The sequence below is a fragment of the Stenotrophomonas sp. 17(2023) genome (genome assembly GCF_030345315.1).
GTDB lineage: Bacteria > Pseudomonadota > Gammaproteobacteria > Xanthomonadales > Xanthomonadaceae > Stenotrophomonas > Stenotrophomonas acidaminiphila.
Genome location: NZ_CP128405.1, coordinates 3,180,890 through 3,200,875 on the forward strand (window position 1 = coordinate 3,180,890; position 19,986 = coordinate 3,200,875).

Below are 19,986 nucleotides of genomic sequence, written 5' to 3' on the forward strand. Positions count from 1 at the left end.
CAAATGAAGTCGGCCGGAATCGGCACGACGCGCGAGGATCACCGAAGCGCCGGCTTCACGTCAAATCCACAAACGCCGCGCCGGCGGCCCGGGCGGCGGCCGGGCGGCGGCGGCCATGGCCCGCCGCGACCCCGCCCAGAATACTGAATACGTTGGTGTTTCAGGCTCCGGCGGGCACCGCCCCGGTATCGCCGCGGATGCTGGTGCGCACCTCGAACAGTTCCGGGAAGAAGGTCAGTTCCAACGCCTGCTTGAGGAAACCCACGCCACTGGAACCGCCGGTGCCACGGCGGAAGCCGATGATCCGCATGACCGTGCGCATGTGGCGGAAGCGCCACAGCTGGAACGCCGACTCCAGGTCCACCAGGTCCTCGCACAGCGAGTACTCGCGCCAGTAACGGTCGGTGTCCTGGTAGATGCGCTCGAACACCGGCCGCAGCGCGGCGTCGCTGACATGGGGACGGGTCCAGTCGTGGCCGGCGTACTCCGGCGGGACCGCATGGCCGAAGCGGGCGAGGTAGCGCAGGAACTCCTCGTACAGGCTCGGCGCCTCCAGCGTCCGGCGCAGGCGCCCCTGGCCCTCCGGGTCGTAGTCGAACACCGCCAGCATGTCCGCGTTCTTGTTGCCCAGCAGGAACTCGATGCAGCGGTACTGCAGCGACTGGAAGCCCGAGGCCGGGCCGAGTACGTCGCGGAATCCCAGGTACTCGGACGGGGTCAGGGTCTCCAGCACCGACCACTGCTCGGTCAGCTGGCGCAGCACCTGCTTGCCGCGCGCCAGTACCTTGCGGCACTGCCAGACCTGGTCGCGCTGCAGGAAGCCCATGGCCGCGCGCAGTTCGTGGTCGAGCAGCTTCAGCCACAGCTCCGAGGTCTGGTGCTGGATGATGAACAGCATCTCGTCGTGGTGGGCCGGGCTGGACAACGGCTGCTGCGCCGACAGCAGCCGGTCCAGGCACAGATAGCCGCCATAGGTGAGCCTGCCGTGCAGGTCGGTGTGGATGCCGGCTTCGAGCTCACGCTGGTTCTGTTCTACGGTCATCGGCCTTGCCATCTGCGCGGGTCGCAAAGGGTAACCCGGCGCGGCGGGCGGCCGCTGCCCGCGCAAACGGAAAGCGAACACTTGCGATTGCAACCGGCGCGACAATCCGTCCGTGGCCGCGGCGGCCGGCTGAATGCGTTGGATCCACGTGCCGCGGCGGCCGCGCATGGGCCGGCGGACGGATTTCGTGCTGCGGCGCAGGACGGCTTTTCCCGTCCGATTCCTTACCATGCGCAATTCCTATCATTTGAAACCATCTGTCCAAGGTGTTGCTGCAATGACGGTTTCCGCCCAGTTCCACATCGAATACCTGCAGTACCTGGATGCCGACGGCACCCTGGTACGCGACGACCTGCCGGCTTCGTTGCGCGATCCGCGCGCGCTGCTGCCCCTGTTCCGGCAGATGCTGGCCACCCGGGTGTTCGACACCAAGGCCGTGGCCCTGCAGCGCACCGGCAAGCTCGGCACCTTCGCCTCCTGCCTGGGCCATGAAGCGGCCCACGTCGGCATCGGCGCGGCGATGAAGCCCGGCGACGTGTTCGCCCCCAGCTACCGCGAATACGGCGCCATGTTCATGCGCGGCGTGCGTCCGCGCGACGTGCTGATGTACTGGGGCGGCGACGAGCGCGGCAGCGACTACGACCGCGACAGTGACGCGGCGCGCGACTTCCCGATCTGCGTGCCGATCTCGACCCAGTGCCTGCACGCGGCCGGCTCGGCGCTGTCGTTCAAGCTGCAGGGCAAGCCGCAGGTGGCGGTGACCGTCTGCGGCGATGGCGGCAGCTCCAAGACCGATTTCTACGCCGCGGTGAACTCGGCCGGCGCCTACCAGCTGCCGCTGATCCTGTGCGTGGTCAACAACGGCTGGGCGATCTCGGTGCCGCGCTCGGCGCAGACCGGCGCCCAGACCCTGGCCCAGAAGGGCCTGGCCGGCGGCCTGTTCTGCCTGCAGGTGGACGGCAACGACCTGATCGCGGTACTGGCGGCGATGGAACAGGCGCGCGAGCGCGCCCTGTCCGGCCAGGGCGGCACGGTGCTGGAGTTCCTCACCTACCGCCTGTCCGACCACACCACCGCCGACGACGCGCGCCGCTACCGCGACGACGCCGAGGTCAAGGCCGCGTGGCTCAAGGAACCGCTGATCCGCCTGCGCAGGTACCTGACCGCGCAGGGCGTGTGGAGCGAGGAAGAGGAAAAGAACTGGATCGCCGAATGCGGCGCCCGCGTGGACGAGGAGGTCAACGCCTACCTCAACTGCCCGGTGCAGCCGGTGGAAGCCATGTTCGACTATCTGTATGCCGACCCGCCGCCGGACCTGCTGGCCCAGCGCGCGGCCGCCATCGCCCTGGAGCAGCGCCATGGATGACATCAAGCGCAGCACCGGCGCGCAGGCCGGCCACGAACTTGTCAGCGACCACGGCGCCGCCGGCGCCAGCGGAGAGAACACCATGACCGCCACCCCCATCACCCTGATCGAAGCCGTGACCCAGGCGCTGGCCTGGGAGATGGAACACGACCCGTCGGTACTGGTGCTGGGCGAGGACGTGGGCGTCAACGGCGGCGTGTTCCGCGCCACCGCCGGCCTGCAGCAGAAGTTCGGCGCGCAGCGCGTGCTCGACACCCCGCTGGACGAGACCACCATCGCCGGGCTCACCGTCGGCCTGGCCGTGCAGGGCATGAAGCCGGTGGCCGAAGCGCAGTTCGACGGCTTCGTCTACCCGATGGTCGACCATATCATCTGCCACGCCGCGCGCATGCGTAACCGCACCCGCGGCCGCCTGCACTGCCCGATGGTGCTGCGCGTGCCGTGGGGCGGCGGCATCCGCGCGCCCGAGCACCACAGCGAGGCCAACGAAGCCATCTTCACCAACGTGCCGGGCCTGCGCGTGGTGCTGCCGTCCAGCCCGCAGCGCGCCTACGGCCTGCTGCTGGCCGCCATCCGCGAGCCGGATCCGGTGATCTACATGGAGCCCAAGCGCATCTACCGCCAGTACAAGGAAGTGGTCGCCAACGACGGCGAGGCGCTGCCGCTGGACGTGTGCTTCGTGCTGCGCGACGGCACCGACGTGACCCTGGTGGCCTGGGGCGCACAGGTCAAGGAGGCGCTGGAAGCGGCCGACAAGCTGGCCGCCGACGGCATCAGCGCCGAGGTCATCGACGTCGCCACGCTGCGCCCGCTGGACTTCGCCACCATTGCCGAATCGGTCGCCCGGACCGGTCGCTGCGTGATCGTGCAGGAAGCACCCAAGACCGCCGGCTTCGGCGCCGAGATCGCCGCCCGCCTGGCCGAGGAGTCGATGTACGACCTGCTGGCGCCGGTCGAGCGCGTCACCGGCTACGATACCCACATCCCGCTGTTCCGCCTGGAAATGAAGTACCTGCCGAGCGTGGAGCGGATCGTGGCGGCGGCCAAGCGCGCGGTGGCGGCCGGCTGACATGCGCGCGCGACTGCTCAACGCCTACCGCAGCCAGTACCCGGTGCCGTTGCGTTTCCACGCCGGGGAGATCGTCGAACTCGGCGTGCGCGACGAGGAATGGCCGGACTTCGCCTGGGTGCGCACCGCCGACAACCGCGCCGGCTGGGCGCCGGTGGCATGGCTGCGCGTGCTCGGCGACGGCCGCGCCGAGGCGCTGCGCGATTACACCGCGCAGGAACTGGACGTGGACAGCGGCGAACTGGTGCGACTGCATCACGAACATGGTGGCTGGTGGTGGGCCGAACGCGCCAACGGCGCGCTTGGCTGGCTGCCGGCACGCGACCTGGAACTACTGGAAGAAACCCCCTGAGATGAGCCAGACCAAGAATTTCAACCTGCCCGACCTAGGCGAAGGCCTGCCGGACGCGACCATCGTGGAGTGGTTCGTCAAGGAAGGCGACGTGATCAAGCTGGACGAGCCGCTGGTGTCGATGGAGACCGCCAAGGCCGTGGTGGAAGTGCCTTCGCCGGTCTCCGGCAAGGTGCTGAAGCTGGCCGGCGGTGCCGGCGACATCGTGGTGACCGGGCACATGCTGGCCCAGTTCGAGATCGATCCGAACCTGCCGCAGCGCGCCGAAGGCCAGGACACCGGCCATCACCATGGCGCACCTGCCGCTCCCGCTCCCGAACCGGCTCCTACTCCGGCTCCGGCTGCAGGCGCGGCCGAGCGTGCCGACGAAGGCACCGTGGTCGGGGCCATGGTCAGCTCCAATGCCGTGCACACCGAACAGGCCGTGGCCGTGGGCGGGGTCAAGGCGGTGCCGGCGGTGCGCGCGATGGCGCGCAAGCTCGGCGTGGACCTGGCACGGGTGCGCGCCACCGGTGCCGACGGCGCGGTGACGATGAGCGATGTGAAGCAGGCCGCCGAAGCCGGCACCGCCAAGGTCGGCAGCGCGCCTGCAGCCGCACCGCAGGCGGTCCAGGCCGCCGCCGCGGCAGCGCCGGCCGTGCGCGCCGAAGCCGCGCGCACGTCACTGTCGGCCGCCGGCAAGCCGATGCGCACCGCGCCCCCGGGCGTGGTCGCCAAGGGCCAGCCGGAGCCGCTCAAGGGCGTGCGCCGCAACATGGCGCGGGTTATGGCCGACGCGCACAGCAAGGTCGTGCCGACCACGCTGACCGACGACGCCGACATCCATGCCTGGGCACCGGGCAACGACATGACCTCGCGGCTGGTGCGCGGCATCGTCGCCGCCTGCCAGGCGGTGCCGGCGATGAACGCCTGGTTCGACGGCGACACCCTCACCCGCACCCTGCACGCGCAGGTGGACATCGGCATCGCCGTGGACACCGACGACGGCCTGTTCGTGCCGGCACTGCGCAACGCCGACATGCTCGACGCACGCGGCGTGCGCGAAGGCATCAACCGCCTGCGCCAGCAGGTGGAAGAGCGCAGCATCGCGCCGTCGGAACTGGGCGGCTACACCATCAGCCTGTCCAACTTCGGCATGTTTGCCGGCCGCTATGCCACCCCGGTGGTGGTGCCGCCGTGCGTGGCCATCGTCGCCGCCGGCCGCGCCCGCTTCCAGGTGACCCCGGTGATGGGCGGCGTGGAAACGCACAAGGTGATCCCGCTGTCGGTCACGTTCGACCACCGCGCCTGCACCGGCGGTGAGGCCGCGCGTTTCCTGCGCGTGTTGATCGACGACCTGGCCCGGCCGCACTGACCGGCCGCCGCAACGGTTCTGCAGCCGGACCTGAGCCCGCAGCGATGCGGGCTCTTTTTTGTTGCCCGCCCCGATGACCGCAGCGCCTCGCGCCGGCGGCGGGCGACCCCGGCAATTGCTTCGGGCAGTTCCCCCGTGCGCGGTCACCACGACGCCCGCGGCTACGCTACGACGTCCGCAGCGCACAGGACAGGCGTGACCATGACCCATTGGAGCTGTAGCCACTGCAGGGAAAGCAGCGAGGACACCTTCGACCAGTGCTGGAAATGCGGCACCCGCGTCGATGGCAGTACGGACCCGGGTTTCCGCCCCGACAACGCCGATCCGGCGGCCTGGCCGCCGCGCCTGATCGATTGCCTGCGCTGCCCGGGCACGCCGATGGTGTTCGCTGGCCGCAAGCGCTTCCACGAGGGTTCCCAGGCGCTGCCGTTCCTGCTCGGCAACCTCGGCGAACTGCTGGTGAACCGCGAAGCATTCGACCTGCATGCCTGCCCATCCTGCGGCAAGGTCGAGCTGTTCCTCGGCAGTGCCCCCCGCTGACCCGGCGCCCTCGCCCCGTCCGCAGCCGCCATGTCCCATCCCCGCCGGATCGTGCCGCTGTTCGCGCTCGTCTATCTCGGCATGCTGTTCGGCGGCGCGCTGCTCAAGCCCGGCTATTCGCACATGGCCCAGTACATCAGCGAACTGGGCGCCAGCGGCAGCCCGCACGCACGGCTGATCAGCCTGGCCGGTTTCGTTCCGGTGGGTCTGCTCGCCGCCTGGCTGCTGCTGGCCTGCGCGCGCCTGGTGCCGGTAAGCGGCGCCAGTCGTGTCGGCTACTGGCTGCTGTTGTGCGAACCGCTGGCCTGGATCGGCTCGGCCCTGGCACCCTGCGACCTCGGCTGTCCGGCAAGCGGCAGTGACCGCCAGCAACTGCATACCCTGCTGGGCGTGCTCACCTACGGCGGAACCGCGCTGGGACTGCTGCTGCTGGCCACCGCGCCACGACTGCCGGCCGGCATCCGCCTGCTGTGGGCCGGGCTGGCGGCCACCTGGCTGCTGCTGTTCGTGCTGATGGCCGCACCCGGGCTGCAGGCCTGGCGCGGGCTGCTGCAGCGGCTGGCCGAATGGCTGGTCTATGGCGCACTGTGCGTCGCTGCGTGGCGGCTCGGTGGACCGGCGCGGGCCACGACCTCCACACGCACGCCCGCGACAGGGGCGTAAGCTCGCCGCTCCCACCGCAGGAGCACGCGCATGGCCCATCGCAGCCGCCTGGCCGGCTTCATCATCGACTGCCAGGACACCGACGCCGGCACCGCCGCCCGGTTCTGGAGCGCCGCGCTGGGGCTGGTGCCCCGCGCCGCGGAGACCGATACCGACGGCACGCAGTACGCCGGACTGTCCGGCGCGCCCGGCGGCCTGCACGTGGAGGTGCAGCGCGTCAGCCATCCCCCGCGCGTTCACCTGGACATCGAAGCGGACGACATCGACGCCGAAGCCGACCGGCTCGAGGCGCTGGGCGCGCGCCGCATCGGCTTCGTCAAGCGCTGGTGGGTGATGGAGGCGCCGACCGGCCACCGCTTCTGCGTGGTGCGCATGAAGCACCCCGACAACGGGCAGCCGGCCACGACCTGGGCGTGAACCGCCGCCTTTGCGGCGACAATACCCACCGGTTCCCACGGAAGATGCCACGATGACGGTTCACCAGCTGGGCGACGCCCGCGTCCTGATCGCCGGCGGCAGCCGTGGCATCGGCCTGGCCATCGCCACCGCGTTCGCCCGGCACGGCGCACGCCTGGGGCTGTGCGCACGCGGGATCGACGGCCTGCAACGCGCGCGCGACACGCTGCAGGCCGGGGGCGCGCAGGTGCACGTGCAGGCCTGCGACCTGGCCGATCCGGTGCAGATCCAGGCCTGGGTGGAAGCGGCCGCCACCGCGCTGGGCGGCATCGACATCGTGGTCAACAACGCGTCCGGGTTCGGCCACGGCAACGACGACGCCAGCTGGCAGGCCGGCTTCGACATCGACCTGATGGCCGCGGTGCGCACCAATCGCCTGGCGTTGCCGTACCTGCGGCGCAGCGCGCTACCGGCCATCCTCAACGTCAGCTCGATCAACGCGCGCGTGCCGACACCGCGCGCCACCGCCTATTCCACCGCCAAGGCGGCGCTGGACTATTACACCGTCACGCTCGCCACCGAACTGGCCCGCGAGCGCATCCGCGTCAATGCCATCGCCCCCGGCTCCATCGTTTTTCCCGGCGGGCTGTGGGACCAGCGCCGCACCTCCGAGCCGGCGCTGTACGCAAGCGTCCGCGACCGGATTCCGTTCGGTGGCTTCGGCGACCCTGCCGACGTGGCGGCGGCCGCGGTGTTCCTGTGCTCGCCCGCCGCCCGCTGGATCACCGGGCAGGTACTGGCGGTGGATGGCGGCCAGTCGCTACCGGCCTGAGCGCCGTCGCTACCGGCGCGCGGCGGCTACCCCAGCTGCGCCGACCCGATCACCTGCACGCCCGGCCGCGGCGCCAGCGCCGCCTCGACCAGCGCGGCGGCAATCCGTCCGGCCGGATTGATGCGCCATGCGCGCGGCAGCACCGGTGCCAGCGCACCCAGCACCCATGCGGCCGCCTGCTCGCCGGGGCGTGGCTCGCTGCGCTCTCCACCGATCAGCCCCGGTCGCACCAGCGCCAGCGACGCGAACTCCAGCGCGCGCAGATCCTGTTCCAGTTCGCCTTTGACCCGGTTGTAGAAGAACCGCGAACGCGGGTTGGCGCCCATCGCCGAATTCAGTGCGAAGACCGGGCAGCCGTGCGCCTTCACCGCGCGGGCGATGGCCAGCGGGTAGCCGTGGTCGATGCGCGCGAACGCCTGCCGCGAGCCGGCCTGCTTCAGGGTCGAGCCCAGTGCGCAGATCGCCGCATCCACCTGCCACCAGGGCGCCTCCAGCGGCAGCGCATCGAAATCCAGCAGCGGCCCGAGCAGGCGCGGATGCTGCAACGGCAATGGCCGCCGCGCCGGCGCGACGACGGCCGTGCAGCGCGCATCGGCCAGCAACCGCATCAGCACCTGTGACCCCACCAGCCCGGTGGCGCCAGCCAGCAGTACACGCATCCCGTTCCTCCTTCGCCCGGCAGTTCAAGCCGGCATCCGCCTCGCCGATAATGGGGAACACCGATCCCCTGCCCGCACAGCCCGTCCGGAAACGCCTCGCGATGGCCGACAGCAACGACACCCCGCCCTCCAAGCCTGCCGGACTGGGACGCATCCTGTCACGCCGGCAGGTCATGGCCGAAGCCCCGGCACCGGGCGCGCCTGCGCACAAGGCCACCGCGCACGGCCACGGCACGACGCCGCTGCAGCGGATCTTCAGCCACGCCCATTCTCCCGATGCGCTGCTGCATGCCTTCGCCCAGGGCATGTCCAGCCTGCCCGGGGAGCTGGGCGACCTCGGCCGGCTGCTGCACAGTGCCTGCGACCGCCAGGAGTGGGAACGCTATGGCCGCCTGCTGCGCCAGCTGATCGACAAGTACATCCGCACCATCGAACTGGAGCCGGCACCCGGGGGCAACAGCGAGGCCGAGCGCCTGCGCGACATGCTGCGCAACACCCTCGGCGCGGTACTGTCCAGCCTGCTGCAACAGGCACCGGAACTGGAAGCCCAGGCCCGGCGCATGGGCGACGAACTGCACGGCTGGCAATCCGGGCAATCGCTGGAGCCGGTGGAGCAGCACCTGCGCGAACTCTGCCACCAGGTCGGGGTACGCAACGACGTGCTGCACGAACAACACGACCTGCTGCTCAACCTGTTCGACCTGCTGCTGCAGAACATCGCCGAACTGGTCGACGGCGGCAGCTGGCTCCACGGCCAGATCGGCAACGTGCGGCAGGTACTGGCCGGCCCGTTGGATCGCACCTCGCTGGAACGTACCCGCAATGACCTGCGCGCGGTGATCTACCGCCAGGGCGTGCTGCGGCAGGGCATCGAGGAATCCAAGGAGGCGATGAAGGAGCTGATGGTCGATTTCGTCGAGCAGGTCGAGGGCATGGCCTCGGAGACCGGCGACTACCACGACCGGATCGCCAGCTACGCGGTCGCGGTACGCCAGGCGCGCAGTCTGGCCGATCTGGGCCAGTTGCTGCAGAACGTGCTGCAGGACACCGCGCGCGTCCAGGCGCAGGCACTGCGCGCGCGCGACCGCCTGGCCAGCGCCCGCGCCGAGGCACTGGCGGCCGAACAGCGCGTGCAGCAGCTCGAACGCGAGCTGGAGGAAGCCGGCAGCCAGCTGCGTACCGATCCGCTGACCGGGGCCATGAACCGGCGCGGCCTGCAGGAGCTGCTTGCCGATGCGATGGGGGGCGCGCAGCCGCTGCTCAGCGTCGCCATGCTGGACCTGGACCATTTCAGCCAGACCAACGCCGACTATGGCCACGCCGGCGGCGACCATGCACTGCGCCACCTGGTGGCCACCGCGCAGACGCGGCTGGGCAGCCAGGGCCAGGTCGCACGCCTGGGCGGTGACGAGTTCGTGCTGGTCCTGCCCGGCATGGCCCAGGAGCAGGCCGACGCGCAGCTGCGCCGGCTGCAGGAAGCGCTGGCCCATCGCCCGTTCCTGCACGACGGCCAGCGCGTGCACGTGCGCTTCAGCGCCGGCGTCGCGCAATGGCGCCCCGACGAATCGGCCGAGACCCTCCTGCAGCGGGCCGACCGCGCGCTCTACGCCGCCAAGCAGGCCGGCCGCGACCGGGTCGGCAACGCCGACTGAACCCGCCACCGGCATCGACCGCGGCCGTGCCGCCCCCTCCATGCGACCGGGGCGGCCAGCAGGGCCGCCCCGGCATCCACCTACTTGAAGTCGCCGGCCACGAACACGCTCAGGCTTTCGGGCTTGAGGTGCGTGCGGATCGCGGCATTGACCCGGTCGACGGTCAGCGACCGGTAGGCTGCGTCGCGCTCGATCACGAACGCCATGGAGCGATCGTAGTCGAGCAGTTCCTGCAGCAGTCCGGCGACCGCCCCATCGCTGGCCCGTGACTGCTCGCGCTGGACCATGCGCGCGGCTACGGCGTCGCGCAGTTCCTGCTCGGTGACGCCGTCGGCCACCAACCGCGCCAGCTCCTCGCGCAGGGCACGCTCTACCTTGCCCATGTTCTCCGGCGCGGCGATGGCCTGCACCGTGAGGCTGCCATTGTCGTCGCGGCCGCTGCGGCTGTCGTCCGCACGCAGCCCGGCGCTCACGCCGTAGCTCAGTCCCTCGCGCTGGCGGATGCGATCGGCCAGTCGCGACTTGAGCGGATCGCCCCCCAGGATGTCGACCGCGATGCTCAGCGCCGGTGCGTCGGCATCGGTCACGTTGAGCGACAGGTTCTGCCGCGCCAGCAATACCGCGTTGGGCTTGTCGGGAGTGCTGAAGCTCTCCCGGTGCGCGGCGCGCGGCTGGTAGCGGGTGGCGATGGGCGCATAGGGTGCCGGCGACTTCCAGCCCGCGAACAACGCCTGCAGCTGCGTCTTCACCACCTCCGGATCGAAGTCGCCGACCACGCTGATGCGGCCGTTCGCGGTGCCGTAGAAATCACGGTGCCAGGCACGCAGGTCCTCGAGCTTGAGCGCATTGAGCTTGGCCAGCGACTCGTCCAGCGAATCCGCATGCAATGGATGCCCCGCGGGCCACGGATCGAAGTACATCGCCATCGCCATCGATGCCAGCATGCCCGGCTCCTTGCGCTGCGCTTCGATACCCGTGATCGCCTGCAACCGCAGCTGTTCGAACTGCGCCTGCGGAAAGTCCGGCTGGCGCAGTACCTGCGCGGCCAGCGCCAGCGCCTCGGCCAGGGTTTCGCGCTTTCCGCTGAGGCGGATCTGCGCACCCTGCAGGCTGCCGCCGATGGAGGCCTCGGTCTTGAGCGCATCGAACCGGGCAACCAGCTGCTCGTAGCTCTGCCCGCCGGCACCGCGCAGCAGCATCGACCCCACCCACTGCGCGGCGGTATCGCGACCGCTGATGGCCTGCTCGCTGCCAAACTCGAAATGGGCGTTGACGGTGACCGTCTGCCCGCGCGTGCGCCGCGGCAGCAGCGACACCTTCAAGCCGTCGCCCAGGGTGAACGTCTGCGTCCGCGCGGCGATATTCTGCGGCGTCGCCTCGAAGGCCTCGCCCGCCTCCACCGCCGCCCGGCCGGTGTAACCGTCGACCACGCTGGCGATCGCCGGGGCGGCGGGAATCTCCGCGCGATCCGGCGCGTCGGTGGGCACGAACCGGCCAAGCGTGCGGTTGCTCGGCTTCAGGTACGCCGCCGCCACCCGGTTGACGTCCGCGGCCGTCACCTTGGCAATGGCATCACGCTGCACGAACAACAGGCGCCAGTCGCCGGCCGCCTGGTACTCCGACAGCGCCATCGCCACTGCGTTGACGTTGTTGAACAGGTTCTCCTGGTCGTTGCCGATGCGCTGCTTGGCCGCGTCCACCTCGTCCGCGGTCACCGGGCGGGCGGCGATCGCTTCGGCCTGCAGCAGCAGTTCGGCCTCGGCCCTGGCCGCATCGCCCTCCCTAGGCAGCACCGCGATCACATTGAACAACCCCGGATCGCGCATGCTCATGCTGCCGGCACCGGTGCCGGCAGCGAGCTTGGTCTCCACCAGTGCCTTGTGCAGGCGCCCGCTGGGCGTGTGCCCCAGCACGTTGCCCAGCACGGCCAGCGCCGCGCTGTCGGCCTGCGCCAATGCCGGCACGTGGTAGGTGGTGGCTACCAGCGACAGATCGCCGCTGCGGCGCACCGTCACCTCGCGCTCGCCGTCCTGGGTCGGTTCGGCGGTATGGAACGCCGGCAGCGTGCGGGCCGGCTTCTTCAGCGGCCCGAAATGCGCGGCGATGCGCGACAGCGTGGTGTCGGCGTCGATGCGGCCGGCCACGATCAGCAGCGCATTGTCCGGCTGGTACCAGGTGCGATAGAACGCCTGCAGGTTGCCGATCGGCACGTTCTCCACGTCCGAGCGCGCGCCGATGGGCAGGTTGGCATAGTTGTGCCAGTCGTAGGCGACCGAGCGCATGCGCTTCATCAGCACGCCCGCGGGACTGTTGTCGCCGGCTTCCATCTCGTTGCGGACGACGGTCATCTCGCTGTCCAGGTCGGCCTTGGCCACCCTGGAATTGACCATGCGGTCCGCCTCCAGCCCGAGCAGCCAGTCCAGCGTGTCGTCGTTGGCCGGGAACGAGGCGAAGTAATTGGTGCGGTCCAGCGAGGTGGTGGCGTTCTTGCTCACCCCGCGCTGCTGCATCTCGCCGGGGATGTCCGGATGCTTCGGCGTGCCCTTGAACAGCAGATGCTCCAGCAGGTGCGCCATGCCGGTCTCACCGTAGTTCTCCTGCATCGAGCCCACGCCGTAGACCAGGTTGACGGTGACGGTGGGCTTGCTCGCATCCGGGAACAGCAGCACCCGCAGGCCGTTGGGCAGGCGGTATTCGCAGATGCCCTCGATGCACGGCCCGGCCGTCACCGCCCGCGGCAGCGTCGCCGGTTCACCCTTGGCGTATACCGCCGGCATCAACGCAAACGAAAGAGCCACGCCCAGGGCGCAGGAAGAAAGTTTCAGCATCATTTCCCCTTGTCTGATGATCGACACGACACGCCGGCCTGCATCGCACCGACGCTCACTGCACGGCACCCATGTACCGCAAAACAACGATTTGATCCGCAACGCGCGCATGCATGCAACTGTCAGAGCTGACAGCGTCGCTTCGCCACGTCATCCACGCGGCCGCCTGAAACGGTCATGTCCAGCGCAATCCACCCACACCGATGACCATCCTGCATGTAGTCATGACGCTTTTCCATTCCAGAAGGCATGCATCGGACAAGCCTACATCGCATGCTCGACTTCCCCGGCCGGCGCATCGCATGCGGGCTGCGGGCGCAGTTCCTGCACGATCCGGCCCTGCTCCATCACCAGCACGCGATCGGCGCTGGCAATGGTTTCGGGGCGATGCGCGACGATCACGCGGGTAACCTGCAGGCGCCGGATCGCCGCATTGACCAGCTGTTCGTTGCCCACGTCCAGATGGCTGGTAGCCTCGTCCAGGAACAGCAGTTTCGGCTGCCGGTACAGCGCGCGCGCCAGGATGATGCGCTGCTTCTGCCCACCGGAGAGCGAGCTGCCCATGTCGCCGATCAGGCCGTGATAGCCCATCGGCATCGCGGCGATATCATCGTGCACCGCCGCCAGCCGCGCCGCCTGCTCGACACGCCCAAGATCGAACTCTGGGTCGAAGAAGCCGATGTTGTCGGCGATGCTGCCGGCGAACAGCTGATCGTCCTGCATCACCGCACCGACGATGGCGCGCACGTTGCGCGCACCCAGCTTGTGCAGGTCATGGCCGCCGCCGTGGATGCTGCCTTCGCTGGGCTTGAGCAGGCCCAGCAGATGCCCAGCGCCTGCGCCTGCGCCTGCGCCTGCGCCTGCGCCTGCGCCCGCAACTGTGCGTGCCGGCCTGTTGTGTAGCGACCAGACCGTCCTGCCGTTGCTGCAGGTGCTGTTCCAGGGCCGCCTGCGTGTCGCCGCTGCCTTGGGTGGCACGCGGTACGGTGACCAGGGCCAGCATATTGCCGGCGATAACCTGCCCACCCTCGGCAACATCCATGCGCGTTACTACGCCACTGGCAGGCGCCACTACGGTCGCCAACCCCTGCGTTGGCACCAGTTGACCCGTGACGGTGGAACGGCGGGTATAGGTCCCCAAGGTGACGAACAGCACGATGGTGGATGCAGCCAATACTGCCAGCCCGGTCAATACCCACAGCCGCAGCGGTTGCGCCAGCGAAATGCCGCCCAGCCAGCTGGTGCGGCGAGCCTTGAGCACTTCATCGCGGAACAACGGTTGCGACATTGCATCCCCATGCATCGTCATCGGAGGGGAATCACCTTTTCCATCCACCGCGCTACGACAAGCCCTGATGCGCGCCTTATTCAATGACACCGCCGACCCATCCGACCGGCACGAAAGCGATCACGCGAACGCTGCCAGCATTAATGACCAATTGCGTCATTGTTGCTGACATGCGCTTTTGATATTCCGTCATGCAATGGCGCAACCAGGCATCGATCGCGATGCGCGGGCCATTTCCCCACCATGCCTATAATGGCAACGTTGCTGGAAGGGGGAGAAAACCGAATGGCGGGAAGCCTCGGCATACGAATCCGCATGGCACGACGGCGGAAGGAAATGACGCAGCGCCAGCTGGCCTCGGTGTTGCACGTCAGCCGCAGCGCTGTCGGGAACTGGGAGGCCGTCAGCGCAATTTCGCCCAGCAGTGCGCGCCTGATCGCCATCGCGCTGGCAACGGACGTCTCGTACGAATGGCTGGCGACGGGCCGCGGAGAGCCCTCTCTGTGCGAGGACTGGACGCCCGCCGCCGATGCCGACCTGGTCGACGATCCAGTGGAAAGACGCGTGCTGCGCGCGTTCCGCCACGCGCGCCCGGCCACACGCAAGATGGTGCTGCAGATGCTGGAGGCAGGCGCGACGTCGCGCACCTGAAACTCCAGCGCAATCCTGCGTGCTGCCCGACCTTCAACCGGTGCGGGACAAGCGGCTCAGTGCGCCGGCTTGCCACCCCGCAGGCGCTGCACCAGCGTTACCGCCGCCAGCACCAGCGCGCCGACAAGGACGCCGACCACCACGCTGCCGAGTGCGTTGGCCGCGATTTCCCAGGACGGCGAGGGAATCCAGCCCACCAGCAGGTGGTGCAACGCCGGTATCGCGTGCACCAGGATGCCGCCACCCACCAGGAACATCGCCGCGGTGCCGGCGATCGACAGGCCGCGCATCAACCACGGCATGGCGCGCAGGATGCCGCGGCCCAGCGCAGCGGCGGCACGGCCGCGACGCAGCAGCCACAGGCCGATGTCGTCGAGCTTGACGATGCCTGCGACCAGTCCGTAGACGAACACGGTCATCGCCAGTGCGATGGCCACCAGCACCAGCACCCGCTGCAGGAACGGCACGTGCGCGACCACGCCCAGCGACAGCACGATGATCTCGGCCGAGAGGATGAAGTCGGTACGGATCGCGCCGCGCACCTTGTCCTTTTCCCAGGCGACCATGTCCACCTCGGCATCGGCCAGCGCCTGGATCCGCTCGGCGTGGCGCTGCTCGTCCTCCTTGCCATGGAGGAACTTGTGCGCCAGCTTCTCCACGCCCTCGTAACAGAGGAACGCACCGCCGAGCATCATCAGCGGCGTGATCGCCCACGGCAGCCATGCGCTGATCGCCAGTGCCGCCGGCACCAGGATCGCCTTGTTGAGCAGCGAGCCCTTGGCCACCGCCCATACCACCGGCAGCTCGCGCACGGCACTGACCCCGGTGACCTGCTGCGCATTGAGCGCCAGGTCGTCGCCGAGTACGCCGGCGGTCTTCTTGGCCGCGACCTTGGTCAGGATGGAAACGTCGTCGAGCAGGGTCGCGATATCGTCGAGCAGGGCGAACAGGCCGGCTCCAGCCATGGGGCACCGTGGAGAGTGGGAAGGGGGCGATTGTCACGCATCCCGGGCCCGGGCGACATGGCCGTTCGCGTTCACCCGCCGACCACCTGCGGCCAGTGACACTGCCCGACCATGCCGCACGGGAGAACGCCTTGACTGCAGCGAAACACGATCCGGCCACGCCCGCCACCGTCGGCAGCATGAGCCGGCGCCAGCAGATCCTGCGGCTGCTGCTGCGCTATCGCAATTCCGGAGTGTTCTCCGGGCTGCAGCTGGACGGCGAGCCGCCGCGTGGCACCCCGCTGCCCGAGGACGCCGACCCGGCGCAGTTCGTCGCCGACCTGGAGGCGCTGGGGACGACCTTCGTCAAACTCGGCCAGGTACTGTCCACGCGCCCGGACATGATCCCGCTGGAGTACGTGGCCGCGCTGGAGCGCATGCAGGAGCAGGTGGCGCCCATCCCGGTGGAACAGGTCCGCGCGGTGATCGAGGAAGAGCTGGAGGCGCCGGTCGGCAAGCTGTTCGCCGTGTTCGACCCGGAGCCGCTGGGCTGCGCGTCCATTGCCCAGGTCCACCGCGCCGTGCTCCATGACGGCCGCGAGGTGGCGATCAAGGTGCAGAAGCCCGACGTCGCCGCACAGCTGCGCTCGGATATCGCCGTACTGCGCAGCTTCGCCAGCGCCGCCGACCACCTGACCCGGGTCGGCCGCCGGGTGCGCTTCGCCGACTGGCTGGACGAGTTCGCCACCACCCTGCGCATGGAGCTGGACTACGAGGCCGAAGCGGCCAACCTGGCGCGCTTCGGCCAGCACCTGGCGCCGTATCCGGAGCTGTGGGTGCCGCAGCCGCTGTGGGACCTGTGCCGGCGGCGGGTGCTGACCATGGAACTGGTGCACGGCGTGCGCGTGGACGCGATCCCGCCGGTACGCCGCACCGAACAGTCGATGCAGCCGCTGGCCGCGGCGCTGGTACGCGGCTACCTGGACCAGATCTTCGTGCATGGCGAGATCCATGCCGACCCGCATCCGGGCAACCTCCGGGTGACCGACGACCAGCGCCTGGCGGTGTTCGACCTGGGCATGGTCGCGCATGTGCCGCCGCGCCTGCGCGAACGTCTGCTCAAGGTGCTGTTCGCGGCGGTGGACGGGCGTGGCGAGGAAGTGGCCGACGAGATCATCGGCATCAGCACGCGCCTGGAGGACTACGACGAAGAGCGCTACCTGCGCCTGACCGGGCAGATGATCGCCCGCTACGCCGCCAACGACACCCTGTCCGAGGGCCGCGTTGTGCTGGAGATCGTGCGCATCGCCACTGCCTGCGACCTGCGCACGCCGCCGGAACTGAGCCTGCTCGGCAAGGCCCTGCTCAACCTGGAAGGCGCGTGCCGGCTGCTGGCGCCGGAGCTGGATACGCGCGGCGTGGTCGAGCGCCAGCTGCAGCACGTGATGCGTGCGCGCCTGGTCAAGTCACTGTCGATGGCCAACGTCGCCAGCGAGGCGATGGAGCTGCAGCAGCTGCTGCGCACCGGACCGCGGCGGGTGTCCGACATCCTCAGCCTGGTGGCCGAGAACCGGCTGCAGATGAAGGTCACCGGGCTTGAGGAATCGCGACTGATGGAGAACATCCAGAAGGTGGCCAACCGCATCGCCGCCGGCCTGATCACGGCCGCGCTGCTGCTGTCGTCGGCGCTGCTGATGCGGGTGCCCAGCCACTTCTCGCTGTTCGGCTACCCGGCGTTCGCGATGCTGCTGTTCCTCGTGGGCGTGGTGATCGGCCTGGGCCTGATCGTCAGCGCGTTGCTGTTCGACCGCCGCACCCGTGCCCGCGCGCGCGAAGAGCGCGGACACCGCTGAGCAGTACGCGCGGCACGCGCGCCATCGTCCTGAAGCCGGCCGTATCCGGCAGGTAGCGGCGCATCGTCGCGGCATGACGGCATGACGCAGCGCACCAGAACGGGGCGCGCAGAGCCGCGCACACATGCGCTCCGCGGGAAATGCACCCGCGCGGGCATCCGCCGCACGCCAGCGTGCAGTGTGCCGCTTCCTGCAAACATTTCAGTCAGGTTCGTCTGTGCATGATTTCTGTCATCCACGCTTCATGAGCCTGACATGGGCCTGTGGATCGCGCCTTTGCTCCCCTGGCAGCGAGGCGCCTTCCGTTTCCACTACCCAAGCGACCGCATGCATTGGACCTTCTGGCTGTACCTGCCCGCCCTGTTCGTGTTGTTGCTGTCCACGCCCATGCTGGCGCGGCTCAAGGCGGGCCTGCTGTCGCTGGCACTGCTGGCATTCAGCGCCTGGTGGCTGATCGACCGGCTCAGCGGTGACGGCATCAACTCGGCCACGCTCTACCACCTGCGCAGCGACATGGAAGGTGCTGGCGTCGGCGACTTCACGGGGTACATCGCCGCGTTCGCCGTGCTGGTCGTACTTTCGCTGGTTCCGCTGCTGCTGGTGCGGGTGCGCCGCTTCCACCTGCCACGGCATGGCGGCGTGCTGAGCGCGGGATTCGCGGTGCTGCTGGCGGTCGCCGTGATCGGCAGCCCGCTGTATGGCGATGCGCGGCGCATGTACCAGCAGATGAAGCCGGTCGACTACAGCGCGGTGGCGCCGGAGTACGTGGTGCCCACCCGGACGCTGGCGCGCCCGCGGAACATCGTGTGGATCTACGGCGAAAGCCTGGAGCGCACCTACCTGGACGAGACCGTTTTCCCCGGATTGATGCCCAACCTGAAACGGCTGGCCGGGCAGGCGCTGGACCTGCGCGGCATCGCCTCGGCCGACGGCAGCGGCTGGACCATCGCCGGGCTGGTGTCATCCATGTGCGGGGTGCCGCTGACCACCGCGCAGGGTGACGAGAACAGCATGGGCCGCATGGGCAGCTTCCTGCCGGAAGCATTCTGCCTGGGCGACTATCTGAGAAAGCAGGGCTACAGCAACCACTACATGGGCGGCGCCAACGGTCAGTTCGCGGCGAAGGCCGATTTTCTCGCCAGCCACGGTTACGACGACATCCGCGACCTGGCGTGGTTCCACCAGCAGCGCATCGCCGCCCGGCACTTCTCCAACTGGGGCATCCACGACGACGTGCTGCTGGAACGCGCCTTCGACCGTTTCATCGAGCTGTCGCGTGCCGGCCAGCCGTTCATGCTCACCGCGCTGACCATGGATACCCACCATCCGGCCGGGCACCTGCCGGTCGCGTGCAAGGGCACGCGCTACCGCAGCGCCCACGGCGATATCGGCCTGCTCAATGCGCTCAAATGCACCGACCGGCTGATCGCGCGGCTGGTGGACCGGATCCGCGCCAGCGAGTTCGGCGACGACACCCTGGTGGTGGTCGCCTCCGACCACCTGGCCATGCCCAACGACCTGAGCCACGTGCTGGAAACCCTGCAGCGCGAGAACCTGCTGCTGTTCCTCGGCAAGGACATCGCCCCGCGCCAGCTGGCCGCCAGCGCCGGCACGACCCTGGACTCGGGCGCCACCCTGCTGCAGCTGCTGGACCCGGCCATCGACGCGATCGGCTTCGGCCGCTCGCTGCTGGCCACCCCGCGCGCGGCCAGTGCCAGCGTCGCCGCACTGAAGGCCGATCCGGCGGACTACGCACGCTACCGAGCGTTCGCCCGTTCGCTGTGGCTGGGCGAACAGACCCGCATGCTGCGCCTGGAGGACGACCAGGTACTTGTCGGCGTTCAGAAGGTGAAGCCGCCGGTGCTGCTGGAGTACGACGCGCAATGGGCGCTGGAATCGGTGTACCTGGAGAACACCTCGCGCCGCTTCGACGAGGCCGACCCCAGCCATCGCCTCGCCTATGTGGATCGCTGCACCGCTTTCGAGGACGCCTCCGCCGATGGCCACTGGTGCGCGTTGCTGGTGGACAGCGACCAGGGCATGCGCCTGTACCGCGACGCGCAGCTGCGCCGCGGCATCGCCGTGGACGCCCCGCTGGAGCCGTTCCAAGGTCCACGCCCGAGCGTGCGCCAGTCGCGCATGATCAGCCGCACCGCGCAACCCACCCGCCCCGGCCAGTACGTGCTGGAGCTGTACGCCAGCCAGCGCCCCGCGCGCGCGTTCTGGGTCGAGGCGGTGTCGGCGCAGCGCAAGGTGGTGGTGGCACAGCAATGGGTGCAGCCGGACAGCGACGGCCGCATCAGTCTGCCGCTGGGCCTGGAGGAACAGATCGACGACCTGGAGATCCGCGCCTGGCTGGGCCACGCCGAGACGCTGGCGGTGGAGCGCTACGCGCTGGTGCCGGCGATCGGCGGCCGCCCGCGTTCCTGAGCCACGGCGCGGCCTCCGCGGCGAACGCGGCGAACGCGTCCGACGCAGCCCCGCCGCGGGTGGCGCC

The 19,986-nt window shown here is 69.5% G+C and carries 16 protein-coding genes and 2 pseudogenes; 12 read left to right on the top strand and 6 right to left on the bottom strand.

Going from position 1 to position 19,986, the window contains the following annotated elements; translation table 11 throughout:
• Positions 1 to 160 precede the first annotated feature (160 nt).
• Positions 161 to 1,042 carry a tryptophan 2,3-dioxygenase family protein gene (locus tag QQA12_RS14415; RefSeq protein WP_056932829.1) on the bottom strand — a complete coding sequence of 294 codons (882 nt, stop codon included), beginning with the start codon at positions 1,040 to 1,042 and terminating at the stop codon, positions 161 to 163.
• 277 nt (positions 1,043 to 1,319) lie between these two features.
• Here QQA12_RS14415 and pdhA point away from each other — a divergent pair, with 277 nt between their 5' ends.
• The 8 genes from pdhA (at position 1,320) to QQA12_RS14455 (ending at position 7,614) form a co-directional block, all read left to right on the top strand.
• A complete protein-coding gene (pdhA, locus tag QQA12_RS14420) occupies positions 1,320 to 2,408 on the top strand; it encodes a pyruvate dehydrogenase (acetyl-transferring) E1 component subunit alpha (RefSeq protein WP_054667881.1) in 1,089 nt (362 codons plus the stop codon).
• An 82-nt stretch (positions 2,409 to 2,490) separates the two neighbouring features.
• Positions 2,491 to 3,477, top strand: coding sequence for an alpha-ketoacid dehydrogenase subunit beta (locus QQA12_RS14425; RefSeq protein ID WP_226049957.1), 987 nt, complete (start codon positions 2,491 to 2,493; stop codon positions 3,475 to 3,477).
• A gap of 1 nt (position 3,478) precedes the next feature.
• A complete protein-coding gene (locus QQA12_RS14430) occupies positions 3,479 to 3,829 on the top strand; it encodes an SH3 domain-containing protein (protein WP_054667884.1) in 351 nt (116 codons plus the stop codon).
• 1 nt (position 3,830) lies between these two features.
• Complete coding sequence (locus QQA12_RS14435; protein WP_226049662.1) at positions 3,831 to 5,183, top strand: dihydrolipoamide acetyltransferase family protein; 1,353 nt, start codon at positions 3,831 to 3,833, stop codon at positions 5,181 to 5,183.
• A gap of 201 nt (positions 5,184 to 5,384) precedes the next feature.
• Positions 5,385 to 5,723, top strand: coding sequence for a hypothetical protein (locus tag QQA12_RS14440; RefSeq protein ID WP_226049663.1), 339 nt, complete (start codon positions 5,385 to 5,387; stop codon positions 5,721 to 5,723).
• 30 nt (positions 5,724 to 5,753) lie between these two features.
• On the top strand, positions 5,754 to 6,386 hold the full coding sequence (locus QQA12_RS14445) for a DUF998 domain-containing protein (protein ID WP_226049664.1): 633 nt from the start codon (positions 5,754 to 5,756) through the stop codon (positions 6,384 to 6,386).
• Positions 6,387 to 6,416: 30 nt separating this feature from the next.
• Entirely contained in the window at positions 6,417 to 6,803 is a 387-nt protein-coding gene (locus QQA12_RS14450) for a VOC family protein (protein ID WP_226049665.1), read from the top strand.
• A gap of 52 nt (positions 6,804 to 6,855) precedes the next feature.
• Entirely contained in the window at positions 6,856 to 7,614 is a 759-nt protein-coding gene (locus QQA12_RS14455; protein ID WP_226049666.1) for an SDR family NAD(P)-dependent oxidoreductase, read from the top strand.
• 26 nt (positions 7,615 to 7,640) lie between these two features.
• On the opposite strand, the gene QQA12_RS14460 is transcribed toward QQA12_RS14455, so the two are convergent.
• Complete coding sequence (locus QQA12_RS14460; RefSeq protein WP_226049667.1) at positions 7,641 to 8,273, bottom strand: NAD-dependent dehydratase; 633 nt, start codon at positions 8,271 to 8,273, stop codon at positions 7,641 to 7,643.
• 101 nt (positions 8,274 to 8,374) lie between these two features.
• Between QQA12_RS14460 and QQA12_RS14465 the strand changes: the two genes are divergently transcribed.
• Positions 8,375 to 9,925, top strand: coding sequence for a GGDEF domain-containing protein (locus tag QQA12_RS14465; RefSeq protein ID WP_054667896.1), 1,551 nt, complete (start codon positions 8,375 to 8,377; stop codon positions 9,923 to 9,925).
• An 80-nt stretch (positions 9,926 to 10,005) separates the two neighbouring features.
• Here the strand turns inward: QQA12_RS14465 and QQA12_RS14470 are convergent, their stop codons facing one another.
• The 3 genes and pseudogenes from QQA12_RS14470 to QQA12_RS14480 all read right to left on the bottom strand — a co-directional run.
• Positions 10,006 to 12,723, bottom strand: coding sequence for a pitrilysin family protein (locus QQA12_RS14470; RefSeq protein WP_226049668.1), 2,718 nt, complete (start codon positions 12,721 to 12,723; stop codon positions 10,006 to 10,008).
• A 294-nt stretch (positions 12,724 to 13,017) separates the two neighbouring features.
• Positions 13,018 to 13,578: pseudogene (locus tag QQA12_RS14475) on the bottom strand (ATP-binding cassette domain-containing protein); the annotation flags it as partial.
• A gap of 64 nt (positions 13,579 to 13,642) precedes the next feature.
• Positions 13,643 to 14,041, bottom strand: a pseudogene (locus QQA12_RS14480) (hemolysin D); the annotation flags it as partial.
• Between the two features lie 252 nt (positions 14,042 to 14,293).
• On the opposite strand from QQA12_RS14480, the gene QQA12_RS14485 reads away from it, so the two are divergent.
• Positions 14,294 to 14,692, top strand: a complete 399-nt coding sequence (locus QQA12_RS14485; RefSeq protein ID WP_226049669.1) for a helix-turn-helix transcriptional regulator — start codon at positions 14,294 to 14,296, stop codon at positions 14,690 to 14,692.
• A gap of 56 nt (positions 14,693 to 14,748) precedes the next feature.
• Here the strand turns inward: QQA12_RS14485 and QQA12_RS14490 are convergent, their stop codons facing one another.
• Positions 14,749 to 15,657 (bottom strand): DUF808 domain-containing protein, encoded by a 909-nt coding sequence (locus QQA12_RS14490; RefSeq protein WP_056931018.1) that lies wholly within the window; start codon positions 15,655 to 15,657, stop codon positions 14,749 to 14,751.
• Positions 15,658 to 15,836: 179 nt separating this feature from the next.
• On the opposite strand from QQA12_RS14490, the gene QQA12_RS14495 reads away from it, so the two are divergent.
• Positions 15,837 to 17,489 (top strand): AarF/UbiB family protein, encoded by a 1,653-nt coding sequence (locus QQA12_RS14495; protein WP_082594954.1) that lies wholly within the window; start codon positions 15,837 to 15,839, stop codon positions 17,487 to 17,489.
• A gap of 327 nt (positions 17,490 to 17,816) precedes the next feature.
• On the top strand, positions 17,817 to 19,919 hold the full coding sequence (locus QQA12_RS14500; protein WP_226049670.1) for a phosphoglycerol transferase I: 2,103 nt from the start codon (positions 17,817 to 17,819) through the stop codon (positions 19,917 to 19,919).
• The last annotated feature ends 67 nt before the right edge of the window (positions 19,920 to 19,986 follow it).

Bases quoted from the DNA above. Each gene is read 5' to 3' on its own strand.
- QQA12_RS14465 (WP_054667896.1), top strand. From the start codon at position 8,375: ATGGCCGACAGCAACGACACCCCGCCCTCCAAGCCTGCCGGACTGGGA.
- QQA12_RS14430 (WP_054667884.1), top strand. From the start codon at position 3,479: ATGCGCGCGCGACTGCTCAACGCCTACCGCAGCCAGTACCCGGTGCCG.
- pdhA (WP_054667881.1), top strand. From the start codon at position 1,320: ATGACGGTTTCCGCCCAGTTCCACATCGAATACCTGCAGTACCTGGAT.
- QQA12_RS14495 (WP_082594954.1), top strand. From the start codon at position 15,837: ATGAGCCGGCGCCAGCAGATCCTGCGGCTGCTGCTGCGCTATCGCAAT.
- QQA12_RS14425 (WP_226049957.1), top strand. From the start codon at position 2,491: ATGACCGCCACCCCCATCACCCTGATCGAAGCCGTGACCCAGGCGCTG.
- QQA12_RS14485 (WP_226049669.1), top strand. From the start codon at position 14,294: ATGGCAACGTTGCTGGAAGGGGGAGAAAACCGAATGGCGGGAAGCCTC.
- QQA12_RS14435 (WP_226049662.1), top strand. From the start codon at position 3,831: ATGAGCCAGACCAAGAATTTCAACCTGCCCGACCTAGGCGAAGGCCTG.
- QQA12_RS14490 (WP_056931018.1), bottom strand. From the start codon at position 15,657: ATGGCTGGAGCCGGCCTGTTCGCCCTGCTCGACGATATCGCGACCCTG.
- QQA12_RS14440 (WP_226049663.1), top strand. From the start codon at position 5,385: ATGACCCATTGGAGCTGTAGCCACTGCAGGGAAAGCAGCGAGGACACC.
- QQA12_RS14415 (WP_056932829.1), bottom strand. From the start codon at position 1,042: ATGACCGTAGAACAGAACCAGCGTGAGCTCGAAGCCGGCATCCACACC.
- QQA12_RS14460 (WP_226049667.1), bottom strand. From the start codon at position 8,273: ATGCGTGTACTGCTGGCTGGCGCCACCGGGCTGGTGGGGTCACAGGTG.
- QQA12_RS14455 (WP_226049666.1), top strand. From the start codon at position 6,856: ATGACGGTTCACCAGCTGGGCGACGCCCGCGTCCTGATCGCCGGCGGC.
- QQA12_RS14445 (WP_226049664.1), top strand. From the start codon at position 5,754: ATGTCCCATCCCCGCCGGATCGTGCCGCTGTTCGCGCTCGTCTATCTC.
- QQA12_RS14450 (WP_226049665.1), top strand. From the start codon at position 6,417: ATGGCCCATCGCAGCCGCCTGGCCGGCTTCATCATCGACTGCCAGGAC.
- QQA12_RS14500 (WP_226049670.1), top strand. From the start codon at position 17,817: ATGCATTGGACCTTCTGGCTGTACCTGCCCGCCCTGTTCGTGTTGTTG.